The 25,783-nt window shown below is 44.3% G+C and carries 25 protein-coding genes; 22 read left to right on the top strand and 3 right to left on the bottom strand.

Features of this window, described 5'->3' with window-relative positions; translation table 11 throughout:
* The first annotated feature begins 35 nt into the window (after positions 1-35).
* The 12 genes from fliH (at position 36) to flhB (ending at position 10,237) form a co-directional block, all read left to right on the top strand.
* Positions 36-833: a flagellar assembly protein FliH gene (gene fliH / locus KP803_RS19655; protein ID WP_248010547.1), complete on the top strand. Its 798-nt coding sequence runs from the start codon at positions 36-38 to the stop codon at positions 831-833.
* The gene (fliI, locus tag KP803_RS19660; RefSeq protein WP_248010548.1) at positions 833-2,158 is read left to right on the top strand and encodes a flagellar protein export ATPase FliI; all 1,326 of its coding nucleotides are present in this window, start codon (positions 833-835) and stop codon (positions 2,156-2,158) included. Before fliH ends, fliI begins: the two co-directional genes overlap by 1 nt.
* 4 nt (positions 2,159-2,162) lie before the next feature.
* Complete coding sequence (gene fliJ / locus KP803_RS19665; RefSeq protein ID WP_248010549.1) at positions 2,163-2,615, top strand: flagellar export protein FliJ; 453 nt, start codon at positions 2,163-2,165, stop codon at positions 2,613-2,615.
* 119 nt (positions 2,616-2,734) lie between these two features.
* Positions 2,735-4,714 carry a flagellar hook-length control protein FliK gene (locus KP803_RS19670; RefSeq protein WP_248010550.1) on the top strand — a complete coding sequence of 660 codons (1,980 nt, stop codon included), beginning with the start codon at positions 2,735-2,737 and terminating at the stop codon, positions 4,712-4,714.
* Between the two features lie 44 nt (positions 4,715-4,758).
* Complete coding sequence (gene fliL, locus KP803_RS19675; RefSeq protein ID WP_248010551.1) at positions 4,759-5,256, top strand: flagellar basal body-associated protein FliL; 498 nt, start codon at positions 4,759-4,761, stop codon at positions 5,254-5,256.
* 7 nt (positions 5,257-5,263) lie between these two features.
* Complete coding sequence (gene fliM / locus KP803_RS19680; protein WP_248010552.1) at positions 5,264-6,319, top strand: flagellar motor switch protein FliM; 1,056 nt, start codon at positions 5,264-5,266, stop codon at positions 6,317-6,319.
* Positions 6,320-6,334: 15 nt separating this feature from the next.
* The gene (fliN, locus tag KP803_RS19685) at positions 6,335-6,748 is read left to right on the top strand and encodes a flagellar motor switch protein FliN (RefSeq protein ID WP_248010553.1); all 414 of its coding nucleotides are present in this window, start codon (positions 6,335-6,337) and stop codon (positions 6,746-6,748) included.
* Between the two features lie 14 nt (positions 6,749-6,762).
* The gene (gene fliO, locus KP803_RS19690; RefSeq protein ID WP_248010554.1) at positions 6,763-7,140 is read left to right on the top strand and encodes a flagellar biosynthetic protein FliO; all 378 of its coding nucleotides are present in this window, start codon (positions 6,763-6,765) and stop codon (positions 7,138-7,140) included.
* Positions 7,141-7,177: 37 nt separating this feature from the next.
* Complete coding sequence (gene fliP, locus KP803_RS19695; RefSeq protein WP_427916972.1) at positions 7,178-8,008, top strand: flagellar type III secretion system pore protein FliP; 831 nt, start codon at positions 7,178-7,180, stop codon at positions 8,006-8,008.
* 12 nt (positions 8,009-8,020) lie between these two features.
* On the top strand, positions 8,021-8,290 hold the full coding sequence (fliQ, locus tag KP803_RS19700) for a flagellar biosynthesis protein FliQ (protein WP_248010556.1): 270 nt from the start codon (positions 8,021-8,023) through the stop codon (positions 8,288-8,290).
* 8 nt (positions 8,291-8,298) lie between these two features.
* Positions 8,299-9,081 (top strand): flagellar biosynthetic protein FliR, encoded by a 783-nt coding sequence (gene fliR, locus KP803_RS19705; RefSeq protein ID WP_248010557.1) that lies wholly within the window; start codon positions 8,299-8,301, stop codon positions 9,079-9,081.
* 25 nt (positions 9,082-9,106) lie between these two features.
* Entirely contained in the window at positions 9,107-10,237 is a 1,131-nt protein-coding gene (flhB, locus tag KP803_RS19710) for a flagellar biosynthesis protein FlhB (protein WP_248010558.1), read from the top strand.
* Positions 10,238-10,264: 27 nt separating this feature from the next.
* Here flhB and smrB read toward each other — a convergent pair whose 3' ends face one another.
* On the bottom strand, positions 10,265-10,795 hold the full coding sequence (gene smrB, locus KP803_RS19715) for an endonuclease SmrB (protein WP_248010559.1): 531 nt from the start codon (positions 10,793-10,795) through the stop codon (positions 10,265-10,267).
* Positions 10,796-10,880: 85 nt separating this feature from the next.
* On the opposite strand from smrB, the gene prmB reads away from it, so the two are divergent.
* From prmB to KP803_RS19730, 3 genes are all read left to right on the top strand, one after another.
* The gene (gene prmB, locus KP803_RS19720; protein ID WP_248010560.1) at positions 10,881-11,813 is read left to right on the top strand and encodes a 50S ribosomal protein L3 N(5)-glutamine methyltransferase; all 933 of its coding nucleotides are present in this window, start codon (positions 10,881-10,883) and stop codon (positions 11,811-11,813) included.
* A 194-nt stretch (positions 11,814-12,007) separates the two neighbouring features.
* Positions 12,008-13,093 carry a chorismate synthase gene (gene aroC, locus KP803_RS19725; RefSeq protein WP_248010561.1) on the top strand — a complete coding sequence of 362 codons (1,086 nt, stop codon included), beginning with the start codon at positions 12,008-12,010 and terminating at the stop codon, positions 13,091-13,093.
* Between the two features lie 177 nt (positions 13,094-13,270).
* Positions 13,271-14,098 (top strand): EAL domain-containing protein, encoded by an 828-nt coding sequence (locus KP803_RS19730; protein WP_248010562.1) that lies wholly within the window; start codon positions 13,271-13,273, stop codon positions 14,096-14,098.
* A gap of 25 nt (positions 14,099-14,123) precedes the next feature.
* Here KP803_RS19730 and KP803_RS19735 read toward each other — a convergent pair whose 3' ends face one another.
* Positions 14,124-14,747: a trimeric intracellular cation channel family protein gene (locus tag KP803_RS19735; RefSeq protein ID WP_248010563.1), complete on the bottom strand. Its 624-nt coding sequence runs from the start codon at positions 14,745-14,747 to the stop codon at positions 14,124-14,126.
* A gap of 224 nt (positions 14,748-14,971) precedes the next feature.
* Between KP803_RS19735 and KP803_RS19740 the strand changes: the two genes are divergently transcribed.
* The 3 genes from KP803_RS19740 to KP803_RS19750 all read left to right on the top strand — a co-directional run bounded on the left by KP803_RS19740 (position 14,972) and on the right by KP803_RS19750 (position 16,430).
* Positions 14,972-15,502 carry an elongation factor P hydroxylase gene (locus KP803_RS19740; protein WP_248010564.1) on the top strand — a complete coding sequence of 177 codons (531 nt, stop codon included), beginning with the start codon at positions 14,972-14,974 and terminating at the stop codon, positions 15,500-15,502.
* A 9-nt stretch (positions 15,503-15,511) separates the two neighbouring features.
* Positions 15,512-15,775: a YfcL family protein gene (locus KP803_RS19745; protein WP_248010565.1), complete on the top strand. Its 264-nt coding sequence runs from the start codon at positions 15,512-15,514 to the stop codon at positions 15,773-15,775.
* Positions 15,776-15,905: 130 nt separating this feature from the next.
* Positions 15,906-16,430, top strand: a complete 525-nt coding sequence (locus KP803_RS19750; RefSeq protein ID WP_248010566.1) for an NADPH-dependent FMN reductase — start codon at positions 15,906-15,908, stop codon at positions 16,428-16,430.
* A 70-nt stretch (positions 16,431-16,500) separates the two neighbouring features.
* Here the strand turns inward: KP803_RS19750 and mnmC are convergent, their stop codons facing one another.
* A complete protein-coding gene (mnmC, locus tag KP803_RS19755; protein WP_248010567.1) occupies positions 16,501-18,576 on the bottom strand; it encodes a bifunctional tRNA (5-methylaminomethyl-2-thiouridine)(34)-methyltransferase MnmC2/FAD-dependent 5-carboxymethylaminomethyl-2-thiouridine(34) oxidoreductase MnmC1 in 2,076 nt (691 codons plus the stop codon).
* Between the two features lie 127 nt (positions 18,577-18,703).
* On the opposite strand from mnmC, the gene fabB reads away from it, so the two are divergent.
* The 4 genes from fabB to KP803_RS19775 form a co-directional block, all read left to right on the top strand.
* Positions 18,704-19,915, top strand: coding sequence for a beta-ketoacyl-ACP synthase I (gene fabB, locus KP803_RS19760; protein ID WP_248010568.1), 1,212 nt, complete (start codon positions 18,704-18,706; stop codon positions 19,913-19,915).
* Positions 19,916-20,170: 255 nt separating this feature from the next.
* On the top strand, positions 20,171-21,316 hold the full coding sequence (locus tag KP803_RS19765; protein WP_248010569.1) for a 4-phosphoerythronate dehydrogenase: 1,146 nt from the start codon (positions 20,171-20,173) through the stop codon (positions 21,314-21,316).
* Complete coding sequence (locus KP803_RS19770; RefSeq protein ID WP_248010570.1) at positions 21,300-22,313, top strand: aspartate-semialdehyde dehydrogenase; 1,014 nt, start codon at positions 21,300-21,302, stop codon at positions 22,311-22,313. The genes KP803_RS19765 and KP803_RS19770 overlap by 17 nt, the downstream gene beginning before the upstream one ends.
* A 220-nt stretch (positions 22,314-22,533) precedes the next feature.
* Positions 22,534-25,783: FimV/HubP family polar landmark protein (locus tag KP803_RS19775; protein WP_282437345.1), on the top strand; the 3,250-nt coding region annotated here is incomplete at its 3' end.

The following is a 25,783-nucleotide window of genomic DNA, read 5'->3' on the forward strand; positions in this document are numbered from 1 at the left end:
GATAACAGAAAGTAAAATGACAATTAAGGTTCCCCATGTCCGGTGAAAGAAAACGAGGCTTTTTACGCCTTGATGATGATTCCGAAGCTCAGCCTAAGAAATGGGGCCTGCCTGACTACGGCACTGAAGTGAATAAACACGCCAAAGATACGGCGATGAACTATGACCCGGGTTGGATTCCTAATTTTGAAGAGCCTGTTGAAGAAGCGCCACTGAAATTAACTGAAGAAGAGATCGAACAGATCAAACAAGCCGCTTACCAAGACGGTTTACTTCAAGGGCAAGAAGCTGGCTTTAAGCAAGGGTTCGACAAAGGTAAAGAACAAGGCCTAGCAGAAGGTCATACCGAAGGGGTTGAACTTGGTCGAACTGAAGGCTTATCCGCTGGGCAAGAGCATATTGATCAGCAAGTACAGACCTTTGTCGCCTTGGCTAATCAATTTGCTCAACCACTTGAGCTTATGAATGCCCAAGTTGAAAAGCAGCTTGTCGATATGGTGCTTATCTTAGTGAAAGAGGTGGTGCATGTTGAAGCTCAGACAAACCCACAAGTTATTCTCGATACACTTAAACAATCGGTAGAAGCCCTCCCTGTTTCTGGACATGCAATCACTCTGAAATTACATCCCGAAGACAGTGAAATAATTCGTGACTCTTATGGCGATAAAGAACTCGATTTTAGAAACTGGACACTACACAGTGAACCGTCATTAAATCGTGGAGATGTGCAAATTGAAGCCGGAGAGTCGAGCGTAAACTATCGATTGGAAGATCGAATCCGAAATGTAATTACCAGTTTTTGTGGTAGCAATCGCCATCAAGGTGGCGAGTAATGCTGCCGCTTGCCGAACGTCTTAATCAATATAAAACTCAGGGAGTTAGCTGTAAACCAGTCGCTTCAGGAAAGTTGGTACGAGTCGTGGGTTTAACCTTAGAAGCGACAGGCTGCCGCGCCCCCATTGGCAGTTTATGTACGGTTGAAACCATGTCAGGCAAGATGGAAGCAGAGGTTGTGGGCTTTTCAGGCGATAATTTGTATCTCATGCCGAGTGAACAGATAACAGGTGTGTTACCAGGTGCTAAAGTGACACCAATGACAACCGATGTGGGACTATCAGTGGGGATGGAGCTGCTTGGCCGTGTCATAGATGGTGTGGGGAACCCGATTGATGGTCTTGGCCCAATCTATACTGAAAAACGAGCTTCATTTAATGCTGAACCGATTAACCCTCTCTCTCGTAAACCGATTACCGAGCCTCTAGATGTTGGTTTAAAAGCCATAAATGGCTTGCTTACGGTAGGTAAAGGGCAACGAATAGGTCTATTTGCTGGCTCTGGTGTCGGTAAATCGGTCACCCTAGGCATGATGACCCGAGGCACTACCGCTCAAGTAGTGGTGGTTGGTCTGATTGGTGAACGTGGACGAGAAGTAAAAGAATTTATTGAAGAGATATTAGGCGTTGATGGTCGTCAACGTTCCGTTGTTGTCGCAGCCCCTGCTGATTCTTCACCACTGATGCGCCTTAAAGGCTGCCAAACCGCATTAACGGTTGCTGAATACTTTCGAGATCAAGGCTTAGATGTTTTGCTATTGATGGACTCTTTAACTCGTTTTGCTCAGGCGCAGCGTGAAATAGCGCTCTCCGTTGGTGAGCCACCCGCGACAAAAGGGTATCCGCCATCGGTGTTTGCCAAGTTACCTGCGTTGGTTGAAAGAGCAGGAAACGGCAGTGATGCACAAGGTTCAATTACCGCATTCTTTACCGTTTTAACCGAAGGTGATGATCTACAAGATCCCATTGCTGATGCATCACGAGCCATTCTGGATGGTCACGTCGTCTTATCGCGAGAAATGGCTGATGCAGGTCATTACCCTGCAATTGATGTCGAAAAATCAGTGAGTCGTGTTATGCCTCAAATCACATCCGAAGAGCACATGCTGATGTCTAAGGCGGTGAGGCAGGTCCTCTCAATCTGTCGTAAGAACCAGGACCTTGTTTCTATTGGTGCTTATAAGCCGGGGAGCGATCAGGCCATTGATAGCGCATTTACCTTAAAACCACGTCTTGATGAGTACTTACAGCAAAGCATGAAAGAGAGTGTCCCTTATGCGATGTGTGTGGGAATGCTCAAAAATGTTCTACAGATAGAGTCATAGAGCGATGGAAAACGCATTAGGTTTTTTATTAGAGCAGTCAAAGGATCGGGAAGACCAGGCGGTGCTTGCCCTTAACCAAGCTCGTGCTGAATTGACCAACTATTATGAGCAGCTATCGCAGATCGAACAGTATCGATTAGATTATTGTCAGCAACTCATTGACCGAGGGAAATCAGGTCTAACGGCGAGCCAGTATGGTCACCTTAATCGATTCCTCACTCAACTCGATGAAACGCTAGCAAAACAAAAACAGGCTGAATCACACTTTAAAGGTCAGGTCGATAACTGTCAGGAACACTGGATGGACATCAGAAAACAGCGCCGTTCCTACGAGTGGTTACTTGAAAAGAAACAGACAGAGCAACAAAAGCTGCAGGATGCGAGAGAGCAAAAGCAGCTCGACGAGTTTTCAACGCTACAATTTAGTCGTAATAAATCGACTCGAGATCTCTTCTAGCTAAAACTCTTGGCTTATTTCTTGCAAAATAACCGAATGCAGATTCGTTTTCATGTGCTATTTGCCATCGCTGAAGCCTGAGTTTGCTTAATCGTTTTCTTGCTAAGAGTGCTACCGATATGAATATAAATCTAACGACAGTTTCTGATAGCCCAAAAACTAAATCCAGCGCTACTGTCGGGTCTGATGCTGCGACCAATGCAGCCGACGTTAGTGCAACTGAATCAGGTGGTTTTTTTGCCGCATTTACCAGTATGGTCGGTGGTCTCATTGGTGGTGAAGAGGCTGCAGAGGGTTCGACAAAAGAATCTAGTGCTAAGGATGGTAAGGCTTCGGAGAGTTCAGATACGAACGTTGGAAGGACAGATAAGACTGTGGCTGACGAAAGTACTGATGAGATGTTAAAGCAAGCGAACAACTCAGATGAAAGCAGTGAAAAACTAAAAAGTAATCAGAAAGTCGATGGCGAACCAACTGTTAAGGTGAAAGATTTAGACGTAGAGAAGCAGACGAAAGAACACGGCGGTAAGGAAGCAAGCAAAACGGTCGCTGAGAGTGATGAGTTACTCGATAGATTGAATGAATCCAATAAAGCGCTACAAGCTCAAAGTGGCAAATCCTTGCCTCAAGAAGAATCAGATGAAAATAACAAGCTTAAAAATTCAGCTGCGGTCACCACGACGGTAGCCGTCGCTAAGTCGCAACAAGATCAAAATGTTGAGCGAGGGGCTGTGACTACTCCCAACTCAAATGAAGACAAGATCAGCGTAGATAGTGCGAATAAAACCAATACCGATCCAACAGGTAAGGCATTAGAGAAAGAGCAATTAGCCGAACTCCCTGATTCAGTGAAACCCTTTATCCAAAAAGAACCGTCATTAAAGGATGAAAACCCTCAACACGTTCAAACTAAGCCGAATGAAGTTCAGGGTGATTCTAACTCTTTAGGTAAAAACGGCGTAGCTGCAGCGGCTGCTAAGCAAGGGGTTGATATGATTGAGTCAGAGCAACCTGTCTTTGAACAAGCGAATATTAATGCGAGTAAAGGGATCTCTGAAGTCGCTCCTCAACCAACGAAGCAAGGCACGCCGCAGTCAGCCTCTAACACGCCAGAGCCCGGATTAACGGCAACCGAGCAGCAAGCGCTGGCCGCCGCGAGTGTGGGCGCTGGAGCTATTGCATGGAGTAACCAGACCTCTTCCGAACAAGCAAATGCTGAACAGGTAGCGGCTCAATCGGGACGCTATCAGGCGCCAACCCAACAAAATCAGCCGCCTCAAAATCAAGCGGCTGTAGCGGCGTCGGTTCAGCAAGCGTTGAACCAAGCACCTCAGATTCAGCAAGTTCAAGGGATTCCCTCACAAGCTTTGGATAACATGGCCTCGGCGATGCCTACTGACTTAACTCAATCACAGCTTCAGCAACTGGCGGCCACAAATGGGGCGTTACCCAACGGAGCAATGCCTGCCGGAGTTCATGGGCAAGCGAATAACCAAGCCGCATTGAAAGCAGCGCTTGGTTTAAAGGCAGCAGATGGACTAACAAACGGCCAGGCTAAAGATCCAAAAGATGCAGCACTTGCGCAGCAAATAGCGCTTGCAACAGGTCAAACACAAGGGATATCTCCTGCACGTGCGGAAGCGACGGCTCAAGCTCAACTTCCTATGCAGTTGACTCGCGAAATGGCCAGTGATCAGGTTGCTGAACGTGTTCAAATGATGATGTCTAAAAATCTTAAGAATATTGATATCCGTTTAGACCCACCAGAATTGGGGCGCATGCAAATCAGAATGAACATGAATGGGGATAACACCACGGTTCATTTTAATGTCTCCAACCCACAAGCGCGTGAAGTGATTGAACAATCCATGCCAAGGCTGCGTGAAATGTTAGCTCAACAAGGTGTGCAGCTAGGTGATACTTCAGTGCAGCAGCAGAGTGCAGGCCAACAACAAAGCCGATATGCAGCCCAAGAAAATGGGCAATCTGGTCAAGGTTCAGGCAACAATGGCGTAAATGGTGAAGAAAACCTTGATTCAGACACAAAAGTTGATTTGAATGTCGCAACAAAGCGTGATGGAATCAGTTATTACGCTTAAACTATACAAAACAAAATGATAGAAAAAGAAAAATTGAGATTGCTATGGCTGATGAAGAACTAGAACAAGATGCGCCCCAAGGTAAAAGTAAACTCCTCATTATCATTATTGCTGTCGTCGTACTGCTTGTTGGTGGCGGTGGTGCAGCATTTTTCTTAATGGGTTCAGACGATCCAGCAGAAGCTGCAGCGGCGACGCAAGCGCAAGCGGGTGCTCCAGTCGACCCTGTTGCTTATGTGAATATTCCTCAACCATTTTTGTTTAACGTGACTGGCGACTCACGAGACAGGTTAGTACAGATTAAAGTTCAACTCATGGTAAGAGGCAGCGACAATGAAAACCTTGCTCGTTACCACTCTCCACTTATCGAGAGCTCCTTACTTGGTACGTTTGCTTCAGCAACCGTTGACCAATTACGCAGTGCCAATGGCCGCGTAGAGCTTCGTGATAAAGCAAGTGAAGATATTAAAGCAAACTTGACGCGAGCAGTCGGTCACCCAGTGATTGAACGCGTATTGTTTACCGATTTCGTAATTCAGTAGGTATCACGTGACCGATCTATTAAGCCAAGATGAAATTGATGCACTCCTACATGGTGTAGATGACGTTGATGAGGTGGAAGAGGAAGTCGAGGCAGATAATGCCTCAGCCGTTAATTTTGACTTCTCTTCACAAGACCGAATCGTTCGTGGTCGAATGCCGACATTGGAGCTTATCAATGAACGCTTTGCACGACACTTACGTATCAGTCTTTTCAATATGCTGAGAAAGACAGCGGAAGTCTCTATAAATGGCGTACAGATGATGAAGTTTGGTGAATACCAAAACACATTGTACGTTCCAACCAGCCTGAATATGGTGCGCTTTAGACCGCTTAAAGGTACCGCGCTGGTGACGATGGAAGCACGCTTAGTTTTTATTTTGGTAGAGAATTTCTTCGGTGGTGATGGTCGATTCCATGCTCGAATCGAAGGGCGTGAATTTACGCCAACTGAAAGACGTATCGTACAACTGCTACTTAAGATTGTTTTTGAAGATTATAAAGAAGCTTGGTCTCCGGTTATGGGAGTCGAGTTTGAATATCTTGATTCAGAAGTAAACCCAAGCATGGCGAACATTGTCAGCCCAACCGAAGTGATTGTCGTCAGTTCATTCCATATCGAAGTGGATGGTGGTGGTGGTGATTTCCACGTTGTTATGCCGTATTCAATGGTTGAACCTATTCGAGAGCTTCTCGATGCAGGTGTCCAGTCTGACAAAATGGAAACGGATATTCGTTGGAGCTCAGCACTTCGTGAAGAGATCATGGATGTGCCGGTTAACTTCCGAGTTAATCTATTAGAGCAAGATATTTCTTTACGCGATCTCATGGAGCTTCAAGCGGGGGATATTATTCCAATTACCATGCCTGAGAACGCAACTATGTTTGTCGAAGAGCTACCGACGTACAGAGTGAAGATGGGACGTTCGGGGGAAAACCTAGCTGTTCAAGTGTCAGAAAAAATTAAACGCCCTGATGTTGTTAAAACGGATCTCGCTTTCCTTGGTAAAGATATCATGTCTGAGTTTGAGGATGACCATGGCGATGATGAAGATGAGTATTAAAGTAGGTAATGAAGAATGAGTGAACCAAGTGACGACCAGAAACTAGCAGACGAGTGGGCCGCCGCATTAGGAGAAGATCCAACAGCACCAGACGTTGATGTCGACGATATTCTTGCTGCGCCGCTTGATGAGCTTCAAGATACTTCATCGCCAATCTCTGAAGATGAACGTCGTAAGCTCGATACTATACTGGATATCCCTGTGACTATTTCAATGGAAGTAGGGCGCTCTCAAATTAGTATTCGTAACTTACTGCAACTAAACCAAGGTTCGGTTGTTGAACTTGAACGTGTGGCGGGTGAGTCATTGGATGTATTGGTTAATGGTACCTTGATTGCGCACGGTGAAGTGGTTGTGGTTAATGACAAGTTTGGTATTCGCCTCACCGACGTAATTAGCCAAACTGAGCGAATTAAGAAGCTTAGGTAATAGATAGAGTATTGATGAAATATGCAGTAATAGGGCTTTTGTTCGTGCCATTTAGCTCGATGGCAGCAACAGGCAGCCAGCTAGATTTAGCGACCACAGTAGGGTCGCTTTTATTCGTGGTTGCACTGATTCTTGTATTGGCTTGGGCGGTGAAAAGAATGCGAGTGCCAACCATGATGAATCAAAAAGGATTGAGCATAGTGCGTCAGATTACCGTAGGTACGAAAGAGCGCATTATGATTGTTCAAGCAGGAGAGGATCAGTTTTTAGTCGGCGTTACTAGTCAATCTATTCAATTGATTTCTAAGCTTGATACCCCGATTACTCAGGAGGAGTTAGCGTCAGGGTCATTTGCTGATCAAATGAGCCAGCTATTGAAGAAAAATGGTTAATATTAATCGTCTAGTCACACTTCTTTTTGCCAGTGCGATGCTACTTTTCGCCTCTATCTCTTTTGCTCAACAAGAGATAGAGACACCTATTCCTTCAACGGCAGCGGGTGCGTCGAATATCACGGTCACGGCAATGAATAACGACCAAGGGGCATCTAGCACTGCGGCGTCGGGTAGTGTGAGTGGTAATGGGGGAGGCATACCTGCGTTCACCATGACAGCCAACCCAAATGGGGGGGAAGACTACTCGATTAACATTCAAATTTTAGCACTGATGACCATGTTAGGCTTCTTGCCTGCCATGGTGATTCTGATGACATCGTTTACGCGCATAGTCGTGGTGATGTCTATTCTTCGTCAGGCTATGGGGTTACAGCAAACACCGTCCAATCAGGTCATTATCGGTATTGCGATATTTTTGACCTTTTTCATTATGTCGCCAGTGATTAATGAAGTTAATGAGCAGGCAGTACAGCCCTATCTGAACGAGTCAATTACAGCAAGGGAAGCATTTGATACCGCTCAAGGGCCACTGAAATCCTTCATGCTTAAGCAAACTCGGGTTAAAGATTTAGAAACATTTGTGAATATATCGGGTTCAACAGCAACTAATCCTGAAGATGTATCCATGGCGGTATTGATTCCTGCGTTTATCACATCTGAGCTTAAAACCGCGTTCCAAATTGGTTTTATGCTGTTTCTCCCGTTCTTGATTATTGATTTGGTTGTTGCCTCTATATTGATGGCGATGGGTATGATGATGCTTTCCCCAATGATCGTATCGCTACCCTTTAAGCTCATGTTGTTTGTACTGGTTGATGGGTGGAACCTAATTCTTTCCACCTTGGCCGGCAGTTTTGCATTGTGACGGGGGGGAATCATGACTCCTGAGCTGTTTGTCGAGATTTTCAGAGAAGCCCTATGGATGGTACTGATAATGGTATGTGCCATTATTATTCCAAGTCTTTTAGTGGGTTTAGTGGTCGCGATATTTCAAGCTGCCACTTCTATCAATGAACAAACATTGAGTTTCTTGCCTCGTTTGATTGTGACGTTACTTGCGTTAATGCTATTTGGACACTGGATGATGCAGATCCTAATGGATTATTTCTTCGGCATTATTGAACGACTGCCACAGCTGCTCTATTAGGGGCGCTTATGGAATATCCTACTAGCACCGTCTTAGAATTTATCGCGAACTTCTTTTGGCCGTATACTCGTATTGCGGCCATGTTGATGGTGATGTCGGTAACCGGGGCTCGTTTTGTTCCTTCTAGGGTTCGTCTATATTTGGGCCTAGCGGTGACTTTAGCGGTTTCACCTGCGATTCCGGCTGTTCCTTCTGAAATTGAACTGCTCTCGTTTCAAGGATTTTTAACGGTTCTAGAGCAAGTGATTATTGGCGTTGCCATGGGTACAATTACCCAGTTTATGATTCAAACCTTTATCATACTTGGACAAATTCTAGGTATGCAGTCGAGTTTAGGTTTCGCGTCGATGGTTGACCCAGCTAACGGACAAAGTACGCCGCTTCTTGGTCAGCTATTCATGTTTTTGGCCACCATGTTTTTCTTATCCACTGACGGTCATTTAAAAATGATCCAATTGGTCGTGCTCAGTTTTCATAGCTTGCCGATTGGTTCTGGTTCTTTAACTACCGTCGATTTTAGAGAAATCGCTCTGTGGTTAAGTATTATGTTTAAAGTTGCACTGAGTATGGCGTTATCTGGCATTATTGCACTACTCACGATTAACCTTTCATTTGGTGTTATGACGCGTGCTGCACCACAATTAAATATCTTCTCACTGGGTTTTGCCTTCGCACTCTTGGTCGGCTTATTGATCTGTTGGTATATCGTGGGTGGGTTATTTAGCCACTACGAACTATTTTGGATTCAAGGTGAGCAGCAGATATGTCGATTGATTCGACTCGACTGCTGATGAATTAGCGATAAGAGAGGATTAGATGGCTGAAGACTCAGGTCAAGAACGCACAGAGGACGCAACGCCCAGACGCTTGCAACAGGCCCGTGAAAAAGGGCAGGTTGCAAGGTCTAAAGAGCTCGCTTCTGTATCGGTATTGATTGTCGGTTCTATCGCTTTGATGTGGTTTGGAGAAGCACTCGGCAAAGAGTTGTTTGACTCAATGAGTCGCTTGTTTACTCTTAGTCGTGAAGAAGTGTTTGATATGACCAAGTTGGGTGATATCGCGATTGGCGCACTGGCCAGCTTGCTTGGCCCATTGATCCTTATTCTTGCCATGTTGTTTGTTGCTGCACTGATTGGTGCTGCGGGTGTGGGTGGCGTAAACTTCTCAGCCAAAGCGGCGATGCCTAAACCATCTAAGATGAATCCTCTTAGTGGTTTAAAACGTATGGTAGGTCTACAAAGTTTGGTTGAGCTACTCAAGTCGATACTCAAAGTAACGTTAGTATCGGGTGTTGCCTTCTATCTAATTAATTCTTCGAAGAATGACCTTTTCCAACTCAGTATGGATGTCTATCCACAAAATATTTTCCACGCGCTCGATATCTTACTCAACTTCATTTTACTGATCAGTTGTTCTTTACTGATTGTGGTGGCTATTGATGTTCCATTTCAGATTTGGCAACACGCAGACAAGCTCAAAATGACCAAGCAAGAAGTCAAAGATGAACATAAAGATACGGAAGGTAAGCCTGAAGTTAAAGGGCGAATTCGGATGCTTCAACGAGAAGCTGCACAGCGTCGAATGATGGCCGATGTACCAGAAGCGGATGTGATTATTACCAACCCTGATCACTTCTCAGTCGCGCTTCGTTATAAACAAAACGTGGATAAAACACCGGTTGTCATCGCTAAAGGTGTTGATCACATGGCTCTTAAGATTCGAGAAGTGGCGAGAGAACACGATATTTATGTTATCCCAGCGCCACCGCTAGCGCGTGCTCTTTACCATACAACGGAATTGGAGCAAGAGATCCCCGATGGGTTGTTTACGGCGGTCGCGCAAGTGCTAGCGTACGTATTCCAGCTGAAACAATTTAGAAAGCGTGGTGGTCAAAGACCGAAGCTCGATGAAGGTAACATGACGATTCCTACTGAGCTTCGACATTGATTCGTTAAAAGTGTTTGGAATAGCGTGCTACTTTTCAGGAATAGACAGAAGAATAAGCAAAGCGCCATCGCCACCAAACTCCAAGGGAGCCTGGTGAAAAGCCATGACATCTGGGTGCTGAGCAAGCCAAAGTGGGGATTTTTGTTTAAGAATGTGTTTGCCAATGCCGTGTTGAACACAGGCACAGTGAACATCGTTTTTGATGCAGTAAGCGATCATGGCGCCAAGCTCTCGTTTCGCTTCGTTTTGCGTCATGCCATGCATATCTAAGAATACATCCGGTACATAGACCCCACGGCGTAAGCGCTTAACTTCATAAGTCGATACATCATCTCGAGCATAGCGTGTAGGCCCGTCTTCGCTCAGTAGCGGGACAAACTCATCTGAGAAGTAGAATTCAGTATCACTGGCTTCACGAGCAGTGCGTTTGACTTCTTTTTGTTTAGCGTTTCTTTTTGGAGGCTGGACTATGGTATCCTGTTGCAACTTTTTTACGCCCTTTACTGCATCGGTAAATAAGGCGAAATCGTCATCAATGTCGGTGTCTTTTTTGCTCATGTTTTGCTCATTGTCTTGCACGCAGCTTGATAGCTTAACTTTTTAAACATTATTAGCAGTATTGTAGCGCTTTTCGGAGGCAATTTTGGATAAGATTTTTGTAGAAGAAGCGGTATCAGAACTTCATACCCTTCAAGATATGATTCGTTGGACAGTCAGTCGTTTTAATGCCGCTAACTTATTTTATGGTCACGGTACTGATAACGCGTGGGACGAAGCGGTACAACTTATCCTGCCAACGCTTTATTTACCTATCGACCTTCCGCCACATGTGTTGAACTCTCGCCTGACGAGTAGTGAGCGTCTACGTATTGTTGAGCGTGTTGTGAAGCGCATCAACGAGCGTACTCCAACGGCTTACTTAACTAACAAAGCATGGTTCTGTGGTCTTGAATTCTTTGTTGATGAGCGAGTACTTGTACCACGTTCTCCAATCGGCGAGCTTATTGAAGCGCAGTTCCAGCCTTGGTTGACTGAAGAGCCAGTAAGAATCATGGATATGTGTACGGGTAGTGCTTGTATTGCGATCGCTTGTGCTCACGCATTCCCTGATGCAGAAGTGGATGCGATTGATATTTCTACTGATGCACTTCAAGTGTCTGAGCAAAACGTTCAAGATCACGGAATGGAGCAGCAAGTTTTCCCTATTCGTTCTGATCTTTTCCGTGATTTACCGAAAGATAAATACAACCTCATCGTCACCAATCCACCTTATGTGGATGAAGAAGATATGAATTCTCTTCCTGATGAGTTTACTCATGAACCTGAGCTAGGCTTAGCAGCGGGGACTGATGGCTTGAAACTGGTACGCCGAATCCTAGCTAATGCGCCAGATTACCTGACTGATGAAGGTATTTTAGTGTGTGAAGTGGGCAACTCTATGGTCCACATGATGGAGCAGTACCCAGATATTCCATTTACTTGGATTGAGTTCTCAAACGGTGGTCATGGCGTATTTATGCTGACTCGTGATCAGCTTGTTGCCTGTGCCGACGAGTTTGCGCTTTATAAAGATTAATCTCTACTCTATTTAAATTAAAGACGTCGGCAATTGCCGGCGTTTTTTATCTCTAAATTTTGGTTACCTCAGTTTGAAATCTATCAATTGAACACTTTTAGGGGTTTACATCATTCCGTATAAAAGACACTATGAAATAACTAAAAATTAAAGTGTAAAGCCCAATATACAGGGCAGTATAAGGTGAGGCAGTAATGGCAGGAAATAGTATCGGGCAACACTTCCGAGTGACGACATTTGGAGAGAGTCACGGTATCGCACTAGGATGTATCGTAGATGGGTGCCCACCAGGATTGGAAATCAGTGAAGCAGATCTACAAAAGGATTTAGACCGTCGTCGTCCGGGTACGTCTCGCTATACCACTGCTCGTCGTGAAGCAGACGAAGTGAAAATTCTATCGGGTGTTTTTGAAGGTCAAACTACGGGGACCTCTATTGGTCTATTGATTGAAAATACCGATCAACGCTCAAAAGACTATTCAGAAATTAAAGATAAATTCCGCCCAGGTCATGCTGACTACACTTATCATCAAAAATATGGGGTACGTGATTATCGCGGTGGTGGCCGCTCATCAGCTCGTGAAACGGCGATGCGTGTTGCGGCGGGAGCAATTGCAAAGAAATACCTTAAGCAAGAGTTTGGCGTAGAAATCCAAGCGTATCTTTCTCAAATGGGTGATATTTCCATTGATAAAGTAGACTGGAATGAAATTGAAAATAACGCGTTCTTCTGCCCTGATGCAGATAAAGTGCCAGAATTTGACCAATTAATCCGTGATCTTCTAAAAGAAGGCAACTCGATTGGTGCAAAAATTCAAGTGGTAGCGACCAAAGTTCCTGTCGGCCTAGGTGAGCCAATCTTTGATCGCTTAGACGCGGATATTGCCCATGCTCTAATGAGCATCAACGCAGTAAAAGGTGTTGAAATTGGTGACGGTTTTGATGTGGTTAGCCAAAAAGGCAGCGAGCACCGTGACCCATTAACGCCTGAAGGTTTTGCCAGTAACCATGCTGGAGGCATTTTAGGTGGTATTTCTACAGGGCAAGACATTGTGGCAAGTATTGCGCTTAAACCGACATCAAGTATTACCGTTCCAGGTGATACGATTACTAAAGATGGTGAGCCAACACAGTTAATTACTAAAGGTCGACATGATCCGTGTGTCGGCATTCGCGCAGTTCCCATTGCGGAAGCGATGTTAGCGATAGTACTGCTTGATCATTTGCTTCGTCACCGTGGGCAAAACCATGGTGTAGCGACAGAAACACCGAAAATATAATTGTGTCATTTACTCTAAGCTCCGATTTATCGGAGCTTTTTTTTGAATTTTATGTTGAGCAGTTTATTCGGGTTCTTTTTTTAATTACGCATGTCTCATAGGAAAAGGTGCTTACAATCGCTTACACAGTAACCAGTTTGATTTTGTTACATTGAAAAAAAATTATCGAGGTGGCTAGTGGAAATAGAAACAATTTATTCCAGACAAATGGATTACATCCAAAGTTTGCTCCGTTATCAGGGTGATGAGTCTGTTTATGGCCACTACCGACAAGAGTCTTTCTATAGTGCCTTCCAGCCTATTGTTGACCATTCAGGGGAACTTTTCGCTTTTGAAGGGTTGGTCCGTATCTACAATCAACAAGGTGAATTGAAGAATACTGGCGACTACTTCGATCGTTTAAAGCCGGGCTCAAAAGCAAACGTTATCGTGACGTTACTGTGTGCGAAATTACATACGATGAATTTGGCACACTCTCGGTACCGTACCACTAAATTGTTCATCAACGTCGCACCATCAGTGTTTACGCTACTCGCGAATCATCATCAAGCTATTGAGCAGCTTATGTATCGGTTAGAGTGTTTAAAGATTCAAAGCTCGCAAATTATCTACGAAATAACGGAATTCGATCAATCTGAAATGGAGGGGATCCTTCGTGGTCAACAACGATTAGCAGAATATGGAATTTTGACAGCCTTAGATGATTACGGGACTCGTTACTCCACTTATGAAAGAGCAATGCAAATCAAAGCGCCCTACTTAAAAATTGACCGCAGTTTCGTCAGCAATAAAAGGTTTGTACGAAGTGCTGTTGAGGTTGCCCAATCTATCGGTGCAAAAACGATAGCAGAAGGCGTTGAAACACAGCAGCAATATCAACTGTGTAAAGAGTATGGGGTGGATTTTTTTCAAGGTTACTGGCTTCAAAGGCCAATGACGACTCAACGTCTCAGTCAATACCGCGGCAAGGCACTCGAACTAGAAGGGCATGTTTTAGGCACTTAAACACTAAGTGCCTTGTCATACACAATTAATGTATAGAGCCTTCCGCTTCGAGATGAAAAGAAGGTAGTCGCCATTTAAATCTTACTGCCGCCATACGCATTAAGTATCCAACAATAATTGTTGATACGGTTGCGATGACATTAGATATACCAAGCTCAAGTAATATTAGATACATACCTGATGCAACAAGCGCTACAGAGGCATACAGCTCTTGATGTAATACGAGTGGTGTCTGACGACAAATTAGATCACGTAGAAGCCCACCGAATACACCAGTAACCAACGCTGAAACCATGCAGATCAGTGGATGAAGCCCCATATCTAACGCTACATTGGTACCAATGATACTAAAAACCACGAGACCAAGAGCATCAAGGCGAATAAAGACCCCCTTGAATTTTATGATCCATTTTGCTGCGATTGTGGTGAAGATACCTGCAATACAGGTAATCATTAAAAACTCAGGGTTCTTGACCCAACCCAATGGGTAATGGCCGAGCAAAATATCGCGCACCGTACCACCACCAATTGCAGTCGCACTTGCCACTAACATCACACCAAACCAATCCATTTGTCGACGTCCAGCGCTCAGTGCGCCAGTCATTGCTTCTGCTGTAATTCCAATAATATATAAAATGCTTAGTAACATAGCGGCTAACTCGGATAAAATTAATTAACGGTAATTGAGGTGTAATTTAGACGCGAGTTTAAAAGCAAAGCGGGGCTTTGGCGAATGAGATTTTATGCTGACGAAAACGATTGTTGGATTATAAAAACTAATGACTGGGCCGTATTTAAAAAGCTCGATACCTCTTTACCTAACAAGGAAAAAAAGCGAAAATCCACCTCACTGCCATACCAATAGAAAAACCAATGACACACCAGTACCAAGACTTAATCCAAATTTTTAATGACACTTTCTTTGACTCCCTGAATACACGCTTAGAACTGGGAGGGGATGAACCTATTTACCTTCCAGCAGATGAAAAAGTAGACCACCATCGAATCATATTTGCGCGCGGTTATTACGCCTCAGGCCTCCATGAGATTGCACATTGGTGTGTTGCAGGGCCAAAACGACGGTTACTCGAAGATTTTGGTTACTGGTATGAGCCTGATGGTCGCAGTGCGCAAGTACAAGCGGAGTTCGAAAAGGTAGAGATCCGCCCTCAAGCCTATGAGTGGATTATTGCTAAGAGTGCAGGCTTTCCTTTTAATGTTAGCTGTGACAATCTACACGGCGATTTTGAACCAGACCGTTTGGCTTTTATGCAAAAGGTACATCAAGAGGTCGTGAAAATATTTGACCAAGGCTTGCCAGAGCGAGTGAAAGCATTATCTGAAGCCCTGCGCGCTCATTACCAAATCGAACCATTATGCCCTAGCCAGTTTATCGTGAAATAAGAGAAAACAATGATCATAGAATTTGAAGAAAAAGTACTAGAACTTATCGATGCACGAATTGAAACAGCGTCAGACGATGAATTGTTTGCTGGTGGTTATTTACGTGGCCATATCTCTTTGTCAGTTGCTTCTTGCGAAGAAGAAGGGATTGAAGATATTGCTGAGGTGAAAAAACGTATTGAGCAGAGCTTATTAGATGCTCGCTCTGAGCTTACACCGGCTGACACTGTTATCGTGAATGACTTATGGGCCGAGTTACATAACCTAGCTTAAGTTTCATTTAATTGTGAGATAACGCCCATTCAAGATTTTTGAATGACTTGATGAGATTTTTCGGCTTGTGACTAAAAGTAGTTAGGTTATTCTGAATTCACTTAAAGAGAACGCAGAAAAAGAGTACATCATGAAAGTTATCGCATTTGGTGCTAGCACCAGCTCATCATCAATTAATAAAGCACTCGCAACTTATACAGCAAACTTGATTGAAGGTGCCGACGTTCAAGTTCTAGATATTGCTAACTACAATGTACCAATGTTCAGTGAAGATACTGAAAAAGAGATTGGTCAGGCAGAAGGTGCACAAGCATTTCTTCGTGACTTATCGGAAGCAGACGCGTTTGTTATCTCTTTTGCTGAACATAACGGCCACTATCCAGCGGCGTACAAAAACTTGTTTGATTGGGCGACGCGTATTGACCGATCTGTATTTGGCGAAAAGCCAGCAGTTTACTTAGCGACGTCTCCAGGGCCTGGTGGTGCACAAACCGTATTAGGTGCAGCGGTTGGTTCGGCTCCTTATTTTGGTGGTAACGTGAAGGCCTCGGTTTCAGTACCAAGCTTTTATGAGAACTTCGATTTGGACACTGGAAAAGTTAAGAATGAAGAGATTGCTTCTCAGCTGAAAGAAGCGGTATCTGCGCTCAATTAATTTGAGTAGTCTATATAAAAAGCCCGAATAGAGTCATGCTATTCGGGCTTTTTACCTTCTTAATATTGAGTTACTTAGTGGTCTTATTCTTGTCAGCAACCCAACCTGCGGTTAACGCTTTCCCTTTTATCAAGCGTCTTACCCACATTCGACTTGGGTGAATAGCCTCAAGTACGTCGGCCGGTAATGGTAATGGGTCACCACAGATCTGTGAGGCTAAAGTCTCAGCCAGTAAAGGCGCAGAACTGAGCCCGCGTGAACCCAGTCCGATAAAACAGTAGAGGTTAGGATAGCCATTAACCGTGTCTATATCTTCAATTGAGTCTCGCTTCGGATTGAACTTATATAATTCGCTATACTGCTGCTTAATCGCATCAAAATCCCCGACATTTCCCACGAAGGGCAAGTGATCTCGACTGACACTACGAATACCTTGGCGAGAGAGGTTATTGCTTGTATCGACTTCTTTCGTCCACTCTTGTTCGGGAAGTGAGCGTTCCAATCGTTCGCCATTATGAAGTTGGACTTCAGCATCAAACTCTTGGTTTATATTGCTCTTATCGTAGTTCGCACCAATACAATGATGACCGTTGTTTGGGTTCTGTGGTGTTAGATAGCCATCAAAACATAATACGGTTTTAAGCTTACTTAAATTTTCAGTGGTAGGGATGTGGCTGACTTGCCCTTTTACGGGGGTCAACGGAATAGGTTGAGTTTGTTCAAACTGGGTAAACTTATGACCATTCGCAATAACCACTTGATCATGCAGAGTGTGCTTAATGCCACTTGGGGTCTGAATGGTGAGCTGCCATTGATTACTTTCAGAAAGCCATTCTAACTGGGTCACTTCATGTTGATAAAGTGCATTGAGCGAGGCGCGATTCTCTAGTGCGTTGACTAGGCCTTGCGTTAATTTAAGCGGGCTCAACCATCCACCAAGCGGAAAATAAACGCTCTCCTTATCAACTGGTAAACCAATTTGTTTGTTTGCTTGCTCTGGTGTTAATCGTTGGATTAAATCCGTATGGAAGTTGCCTTCTAGCATACGATTTAACTTCTTCGTTGAGCTTGTATCCCACATTAGAATGTTAACGCCGCACCATTCATGGTCGAACGGGATGCTTTCGGCTGCTTGATTAATGAATTGACGGGCAAATAGTAACCCTGGGCCAAACACACGAGAAACATTGGATTTTTCTTCACTGAGCAGCGGATAGATAGCGCCTTGGTTGTTTCCAGACGCGTTATTTGCCGCTTGTTCATGTTCGCAATAGAGGGTAATAGATTTACCACGACGTGAGAGTGCCTTCGCTAAAGTAGCACTGGCAATACCGCCACCAATAATCGCAATATCATCCGATTCTGATGCGGCTGGTCGACCATACCAAGGTTTCGTGTTTGTATGAGGCTGCTTATCTTTCAGTGAACCTGCAATCATTTCTCGCTTAGTGCCAAAACCTTTTACCTTTTTCATATCAAAGCCTGCGTCAATCAGCCCTCTGCGAACAAAGCCTGCTGCGGTGAACGTGGCACAAGTAGACGCTTGTTTAGCTAGCTTAGCCATTCCTTCAAAAAGGGCTTGGTTCCACATTTCTGGGTTCTTACTTGGTGCGAACCCGTCAAGAAACCATGCGTCGACCAAACCTTGATTAGGCGTCGGCACCAAAGGCATACAATCTTTGATATCTCCGAACCAAAGATCGAGGGTAACGGCGCCGTCATCGAGTATAATTCGGTGACATTCTGGAAGTGCAATTGGGTAATGTTGTTGTAACTTCTCAGCGTATTGCGCGAGTTCAGGCCAAAACTGGTGTGCTTTCTTTAGATCGTCTAGGCTAACTGGGTACTTTTCAAAACTAATAAAATGAAGTTCTTGTAATGCTGCTGTAGGGTTGTTGGTTTTAAATGTATCAAAGCGTTGCCAAGCAGCAAGAAAGTTCAATCCCGTGCCAAACCCCGTTTCTGCTACGACAAAGCGACGTTGCTGTGAAGAGATCCAACGATCATCTAAGTGGTTCTGGTCTAGAAAAACATAGCGAGACTCTTCAAGGCCATTAGCGTTGGAGAAATAGACGTCGTCAAATTGGTCTGAAACAGGGGTGCCAGTTTCATTCCATGCTAGCTGTGCGTTAGTTATTGAAGTCATAAAGATTGAATTTCGCGATGTTGAGCCATATATAAGAGAGGATTGTACGAATTTATGGGAAAGCTGACCACTTTTGTTGGCCTTCTTAGTTATTATCTAGCGGAATTTTGAATTATAGGAATGTCACATGAAACGAGTCGTAATCACCGGTATGGGTATTGTTTCAAGTATCGGTAACAACGTCGAAGAAGTTTTAGCGTCTCTAAAAGCAGGCAAATCAGGTATCACAGCTTCAGAACAGTTCAAAGAAAAGGGCTTACGTTCTCAAGTTTGGGGTAACCTAAAAATGACGCCTGCTGAACATATCGATCGCAAAAAAATGCGCTTTATGGGTGATGCGGCCGCGTTTGCATACCTTTCTATGGAACAAGCGATCGCAGATGCTGGCCTAACTGAAGAGCAAGTATCTAACGACCGTACTGGTATCGTTGCAGGTTCTGGTGGCGCTTCTTCACTAAACCAAGTTAACGCGGTAGATATTCTACGTGAAAAAGGCGTTAAGCGTGTTGGTCCTTACATGGTTCCACGTACGATGGCTTCAACGGTTTCGGCATGTCTTGCGACTCCGTTTAAAATCCGTGGTGTAAACTACTCAATGAGTTCTGCATGTGCGACATCAGCACACTGTATCGGCCACGCAATGGAGCTTATCCAACTAGGTAAGCAAGACGTTGTTTTTGCTGGCGGTGGTGAAGAACTAGATTGGTCGCTAACAATGATGTTTGATGCAATGGGCGCGTTGTCTTCTAAGTACAATGACACTCCAGAGCAAGCGTCTCGTACCTACGATGCTGACCGTGATGGTTTCGTTATCTCTGGCGGTGGCGGCATGCTAGTTATTGAAGAACTAGAGCACGCGGTTGCTCGTGGCGCGAAAATTTACGGTGAAATCGTAGGTTACGGTGCGACGTCTGACGGTTACGACATGGTTGCACCGTCTGGTGAAGGCGCTGTTCGTTGTATGAAGATGGCTATGCAAGATGTAGATGGCGTTGACTATGTGAATACTCACGGTACTTCTACTCCTGTAGGCGATGTGAAAGAGCTTGGTGCAATCCAAGAAGTCTTTGGCGGTAACAGCCCTGCAATCTCTGCAACTAAAGCGATGACTGGTCACGCTCTAGGCGCGGCAGGTGTACATGAAGCGATTTACTCAACGCTAATGCTAGACAACGGCTTCATTGCTCCTAGCATCAACGTTTCAAACTTAGACGATGCTGCAGAAGGTCTTGATATCGTGACGGAAGCGCGCGAACAAGAGCTAACGACGGTTATGTCTAACAGCTTTGGTTTTGGTGGTACAAACGCGACACTAGTAATCAAGAAGTACCAAGGCTAATAACTGAATGATGCTCTTTTGAGCTCACCAGTTTCCAGAGCTGATTAACCTTTTATTAGGTTGATTGAACAGACGCAAATTTTGTCTCACGGAGAGCGAGACAAATTCCTTTTGTTCTGGATGTTTTGCCCGACTCATTTGAGTCGGGCATTTTTATTTCTGCTAGGCAGAAGCATTGGTTTACAGAAGCATTAGTTTTAAGCACAATCATTGAATTCGAACCCTTTGTCTCACAGTTCACGACGGTCACTAACCATGAAAATTCTCATCGATGAAAATATGCCCTACGCGGAAGCGTTATTTAGCCAGTTAGGGGAAGTCATACTCAAACCCGGTAGAACATTAACCGCTGATGATCTTATCGACGTCGATGCGTTGATGATTCGCTCTGTGACGAAAGTGAATGAAGACCTTATCTCTAAAGCTAATAAGCTTAAATTTGTTGCTACAGCGACGGCTGGCATGGATCACATTGATCAGCCATTGTTGCAATCAAAAGGTATCGCGTTCACCGCAGCACCGGGTTGTAACAAAGTGGGTGTCGCTGAATACGCGTTTAGTGTGATGATGGTTTTATCTCAACAACACGGTTTCTCGATATTTGATAAGACAGTTGGCATTGTTGGCGCAGGTCAAGTGGGTAGCTACTTGGCTAAATGTCTTGAAGGCATCGGAATAAAGGTGTTGATTAATGATCCACCTAAAGAGTTACAAGGTGATCCTCGCGTCTTTACCCCGTTATCCACTTTACTCGAAGCGGCCGATATTATTTCTTTTCATACGCCAATTACCAAAGATGGTGAGTTTGCAACCCACCACTTAGTTGATGAGACTGTGTTAAACGGACTTCGGCATGATCAGATCTTGATTAACGCCGCGCGTGGTCCTGTTGTTGATAACCAAGCACTAAAGCAGCGATTGTCTAAGCAAGACGGCTTTATCGCGGCATTAGATGTTTTTGAGTTTGAACCCGAAGTTGATATGGAGTTGCTTCCTCTGTTAGCATTCGCGACCCCGCACGTAGCTGGGTACGGTTTAGAGGGTAAAGCTCGTGGTACGACAATGATATTTAATTCATACTGTCAGTATCTAGGAAAGACACTAAGTGCGAGTGCAGATGAATTATTACCTATTGCGCCTATTCCTAAACTTAGGTTAGAGCGACAGTGGGATGAAGCGACACTGAATAACTTAACGCAGTTGATTTATGATGTGCGCAAAGATGATGCTGTTTTTCGTCGAGAAATTGAAAAGCCGGGTTCGTTTGATGTCATGCGAAAACAATATTGGGATCGCCGCGAATACAGTGCGATCACGTTAGTGGGTGGGGAAGAATGCAATTTGCAGCCACTGGCTAATCTAGGATTTAAAGTTGAGGTAAGTAATGAGCCAACAATTTAACGTTGCGATATTAGGCGCGACTGGTGCAGTCGGTGAAACGATCATCGAAGTCTTGAAAGAGCGTGAATTTCCAGTGGGGGAGCTGTTCTTGCTTGCGAGCGAGCGTAGCGAAGGTAAAACATACCGCTTTAATGGTAAAACAGTAAGAGTACAAAATGTAGACAATTTTGATTGGTCTCAAGTACATATTGCACTTTTCTCTGCTGGTGGTGATTTGTCAGAGAAGTGGGCTCCTATTGCTGCTGATGAAGGCGTTGTGGTCATTGATAACACCTCTAAATATCGATATGAGTATGATATTCCGTTGGTGGTTCCCGAAGTGAACCCTGAGGCAATCGCCGAGTTCCGTAACCGTAATATTATTGCTAATCCAAACTGTTCAACCATTCAAATGATGGTGGCATTAAAACCAATACATGATGCTGTGGGTATTGAGCGTGTTAACGTTTCAACTTACCAGTCAGTATCAGGCGCGGGTAAAGCGGGTATTGATGAATTAGCGGGCCAAACAGCGAAATTGCTTAATGGCCAGCCAGCGGAAACATCGGCATTCTCCAAGCAAATCGCTTTTAACTGTATCCCTCAAATCGATGAGTTTACAGAAAATGGCTACACGCGCGAAGAGATGAAAATGGTTTGGGAAACACAGAAGATCTTTAATGACTCTTCTATTACGGTAAACCCAACCTGTGTTCGTGTTCCTGTGTTTTATGGTCACGCTGAATCTTTGCATATAGAAACACGTGCTCCAATTGGTGCTGAGCAAGTTGTACAGCTTCTAGAAAACACCGACGGAATTGAAGTGTTTGAAGGTCAAAACTTCCCAACTCAAGTTGAAGATGCAAATGGAAAAGACCATGTTATGGTCGGTCGAATTAGAAACGATATTAGCCATCATAGCGGCATCAATATGTGGGTTGTCGCCGACAATGTTCGTAAAGGCGCAGCGACGAATGCAGTACAGATTGCTGAACTATTAGTCAGAGATTACTTTTAATCCCTTAGCTAAATAAGCAAAGCGCTCCAAATGAAAGCCTCTCGTTCACGTGAGGCTTTTTTAATCAGTGTGAATTATTTGAACAAAATAGTGTGAGATTACTGCTAATATTCCATCCGCCACACATTTTTTGCCTCTCACCCTATAGTTTTGCTTGGTTTATCCGATATATTTAATAGATCTAAATTATTTTCTCATAAGCACAAAACTGAGCCTTCATATGCGTCAAATTTTAAAACGACTTTTATTGCCATTTGCAATAGTTGCCGTGACTCAGACTTCAATCGTTAGTGCAGACAGCATTCGCCTGAAAGGTCCCAATGGCGAGGTGCAATCATCGCCACAATTTTCCGAACAAATCAGCCGTTCTACGAGTAGTGAGCCTACTCAATTTTACGGCCCGACAACTAAATCTGACACGTTGTGGCGCATTGCATCTCAAGTAAAACCGGCAGCTAATCTGACGGTTCAGCAAACCTTACTTGCCATTTACAAATTGAATCCGCGTGCGTTTGAAAACCAGAATATACATAGCTTAATACCGGGAAGTAATTTACGCATACCTTCGCTATCTCAAGTACAGAGTGTTTCTACTCAAGAAGCTGTAAACGTAATGGCTGCTCATAAGGCGAAACTTTCCGGTGAAAGTGCTATTAAGCCAGTAGTAAGCAAACCTGTCGTTAAATCCGTTGATGCTAAGAGTGACGTAGAGACGCCAAAAACACCGATAGCAATAACTAAAGACAACATGGATGAAAAGTCGACGATGGTGTCGACCGTTAAAAAGCCAACGATAAAATCGCCGCAAGTCACCCTTCTCGAGAGTGAACTGGAATTATCAGAAAGTGAGTTGATGGCGCTTGAAGAGAAAAACCATAAACTTCGCCTCATGTTGTCTAAGGTTCAAATTGAGGTTGATGGGCTTAAAGACGAGTTGGGCGATGAAAACCGAATTCGTTCAGAAGTGGAAAAACTGCTACAAGAAGAGCGAGACCGCCTTTTAGAGCAACAGAAAGCGCAACCGACTCTTCTCGATCAAATACTATCAAACAATATGATGGTGGCAGCCTTAGCCATCGTTCCTGGCTTAATCATAGGACTGTTCATTATTTTACTAATGGGCCGACGTTCGAAACGTAACGAGCAGCAAGACCCCGTTTCTACTCAAGACCCTACAGCACCTCAAGCTCCTGTCGTACCACCGCAAAACTTAGATGACAGTATTGATGATGACCTCTTGCTTGATGACGATTTGTTTGGTGAAAATGAAGACGTTGATTTGGATCTTTCTGATGATATTGACTTGGTCGGTGACGAAAAAGAAGAAGACGATGTTTTTGCCGGCCTTGGTGATGATGATCTCGACTTTAACTTAGAGGGTGAAGATGGGGAAGACCCATTCGCAGGGATTGGTGATAACGGCGACTTAGATGCTGAACTTGACGATCTCGAAGAGAGCTCAAACGGTATTAGTGTTAACGGTGAAGATAAGGCTCTAGGCCTAGAAGAAATGGAACGTGCACTTGATGATGTTTCGATGGAGGACCAAGGTGAAGAGGCCGAGTTTGATCTCTCCGATGATGGTGAAATTTCTCAAGATGATATTGAAGCTCTTTTAGCTGGGGACGACCCGACAGAAGACTTACTTGATGACGACTTAGATCAATCATTACTTGATGACTTATTAAGTGAAACATCGGATTCCGATGAAGCTGATGACTTTGATATTGATTCATTGCTTGCAGAGTCAGCCGGTGATTTTGACCTGGACGTTAAAGAACCAGAAGTAGCTCAAGATAAAGCAGAGCCTAGTGATAGTGAAATCGATGATATTTTTGCATCAGTCGGCACTGAAAATGATCTTGATTTAGGTGATGCACCACTGGCGAGTGACAGTGAGATAGATGATCTTTTTGCTCAGATAGAGTCGCAAGCTGATCTTGAGTCATTGGAGCAGAACTCGACCGATGATACTGCGTTACTTGATGAACTTGTTGAAGAAAGCGATGGCATCGATATTGCCGCTGATAGTACTGAGTTACTGGATGAGCTTGTCGATTCAACAGATGATTTGCTAGCGTCTGAGCAGAGTGATATCGAGCCACTCGAAGATCTAGAAGATGGCAGTACAGAGCTTCTTGATGAATTACTATCTGAGCCAAGTATTGACGATGAGTTGGGTATCGATCTATCTGAAGATTCGACTCAAACTCTCGATGAAGTTCTAGGTAATGATACCGAAGAAGACAAGGTGTCTATCGAAGAAGATAGTACGGATCTACTCGATGAGCTGCTTGATTCAGCCGAGTCAACGTCAGGCTTAGATGAATTAGAAACACTAGAGGAGTTGGCTGAATCAGTAGATGGCTTTGAGTCAGATGGTACTGAGCTATTTGATGAGCTCCTTGAAATTGAACAGTCAAATAATGAAATAACTCAGGAAGACAACGAAAATGATTTTGGCTCAGAACTGGACCTAGATGCTGAGTTAGAACCTGTACAACACAGTGACTCCAGTTTAGATACAGACGCAGAAATCGGCACATCGACAGAGCTGGAAGAGGCCTCTCCAGAAAGCCCTAAAGTTGATGATATAGAAGAAATAGCGACTAACGATCTTGATAGTGATGAACTTGAGAGTGGTGATTTCGATAGTGAAGACTTTATTGATGATATGCTCAGTGCAGCGCCAGAGTCTGATCCTCTGCTTGATGTAACTGATCCTTTAGAGCTTGAAAATGAAATAACAGTTGAAAGTGTAGAAACGGTTAAGAACAACGACGGAAATGATACAGAAGTAGAGCCTGAAGACGTTGCAACAGAAGTGCTTGACCCAAGCATAGATAATGAAATTGATTCTAAAGAGGGGCAATTAGACATTGACTCTATTGATTTGGAACAACAACCTGCAGAGCCAGAGCCAGAGCCAGAGCCAGAGCCAGAGCCAGAGCCAGAGCCAGAGCCAGAGCCAGAGCCAGAGCCAGAGCCAGAGCCAGAGCCAGTATCAACCGCTGTACCAAATGAATTCGGTACACCGCAAGATCACGATTGGTTAACAGGTGATGAGCTAGAAGTATCCGATGTTGAAACTGAAAGTGTTTTGGCAGCTGAAGAAGAATCAGAGGCACTAGAAGAAGAACTGTCTGATACGCTTGATGAACTCGGATTACCTACCGTTGATGATGTTCTTCAGGAACAAGGCATAGAGCCAGAAGCAGAAGACATAATTACTGAAATTGAAGAGTCAACGGTAGAGCCTGAGCAAGAAACGGTGGCTGACAATGTTGTTGACCTTACTGATGATGGCCTTGACGATTTTGAACTGCCGAGTTTCTCTGAAGAGGAAGCTGCTCAGGAAGATGTTCTTGCCGAGATGCCAACAGAGCTTGAAGACATCACGCTAGATCAAGATGAAGTCGAAGAGCAGGTTCAAGCGCCAGAGTCAGAACAAGAACCAGAAGACGTAATAA

It is taken from the genome of Vibrio amylolyticus (assembly GCF_023145695.1).
GTDB classification, from domain to species: domain Bacteria; phylum Pseudomonadota; class Gammaproteobacteria; order Enterobacterales; family Vibrionaceae; genus Vibrio; species Vibrio amylolyticus.

What these genes read in the sequence shown, in the direction of transcription:
- fliH (WP_248010547.1), top strand. Translation starts at nt 36, where the DNA reads ATGTCCGGTGAAAGAAAACGAGGCTTTTTACGCCTTGATGATGATTCC.
- fliI (WP_248010548.1), top strand. Translation starts at nt 833, where the DNA reads ATGCTGCCGCTTGCCGAACGTCTTAATCAATATAAAACTCAGGGAGTT.
- fliJ (WP_248010549.1), top strand. Translation starts at nt 2,163, where the DNA reads ATGGAAAACGCATTAGGTTTTTTATTAGAGCAGTCAAAGGATCGGGAA.
- KP803_RS19670 (WP_248010550.1), top strand. Translation starts at nt 2,735, where the DNA reads ATGAATATAAATCTAACGACAGTTTCTGATAGCCCAAAAACTAAATCC.
- fliL (WP_248010551.1), top strand. Translation starts at nt 4,759, where the DNA reads ATGGCTGATGAAGAACTAGAACAAGATGCGCCCCAAGGTAAAAGTAAA.
- fliN (WP_248010553.1), top strand. Translation starts at nt 6,335, where the DNA reads ATGAGTGAACCAAGTGACGACCAGAAACTAGCAGACGAGTGGGCCGCC.
- fliO (WP_248010554.1), top strand. Translation starts at nt 6,763, where the DNA reads ATGAAATATGCAGTAATAGGGCTTTTGTTCGTGCCATTTAGCTCGATG.
- fliP (WP_427916972.1), top strand. Translation starts at nt 7,178, where the DNA reads ATGCTACTTTTCGCCTCTATCTCTTTTGCTCAACAAGAGATAGAGACA.
- fliQ (WP_248010556.1), top strand. Translation starts at nt 8,021, where the DNA reads ATGACTCCTGAGCTGTTTGTCGAGATTTTCAGAGAAGCCCTATGGATG.
- fliR (WP_248010557.1), top strand. Translation starts at nt 8,299, where the DNA reads ATGGAATATCCTACTAGCACCGTCTTAGAATTTATCGCGAACTTCTTT.
- flhB (WP_248010558.1), top strand. Translation starts at nt 9,107, where the DNA reads ATGGCTGAAGACTCAGGTCAAGAACGCACAGAGGACGCAACGCCCAGA.
- smrB (WP_248010559.1), bottom strand. Translation starts at nt 10,795, where the DNA reads ATGAGCAAAAAAGACACCGACATTGATGACGATTTCGCCTTATTTACC.
- aroC (WP_248010561.1), top strand. Translation starts at nt 12,008, where the DNA reads ATGGCAGGAAATAGTATCGGGCAACACTTCCGAGTGACGACATTTGGA.
- KP803_RS19735 (WP_248010563.1), bottom strand. Translation starts at nt 14,747, where the DNA reads ATGTTACTAAGCATTTTATATATTATTGGAATTACAGCAGAAGCAATG.
- KP803_RS19740 (WP_248010564.1), top strand. Translation starts at nt 14,972, where the DNA reads ATGACACACCAGTACCAAGACTTAATCCAAATTTTTAATGACACTTTC.
- KP803_RS19745 (WP_248010565.1), top strand. Translation starts at nt 15,512, where the DNA reads ATGATCATAGAATTTGAAGAAAAAGTACTAGAACTTATCGATGCACGA.
- KP803_RS19750 (WP_248010566.1), top strand. Translation starts at nt 15,906, where the DNA reads ATGAAAGTTATCGCATTTGGTGCTAGCACCAGCTCATCATCAATTAAT.
- mnmC (WP_248010567.1), bottom strand. Translation starts at nt 18,576, where the DNA reads ATGACTTCAATAACTAACGCACAGCTAGCATGGAATGAAACTGGCACC.
- fabB (WP_248010568.1), top strand. Translation starts at nt 18,704, where the DNA reads ATGAAACGAGTCGTAATCACCGGTATGGGTATTGTTTCAAGTATCGGT.
- KP803_RS19765 (WP_248010569.1), top strand. Translation starts at nt 20,171, where the DNA reads ATGAAAATTCTCATCGATGAAAATATGCCCTACGCGGAAGCGTTATTT.
- KP803_RS19770 (WP_248010570.1), top strand. Translation starts at nt 21,300, where the DNA reads ATGAGCCAACAATTTAACGTTGCGATATTAGGCGCGACTGGTGCAGTC.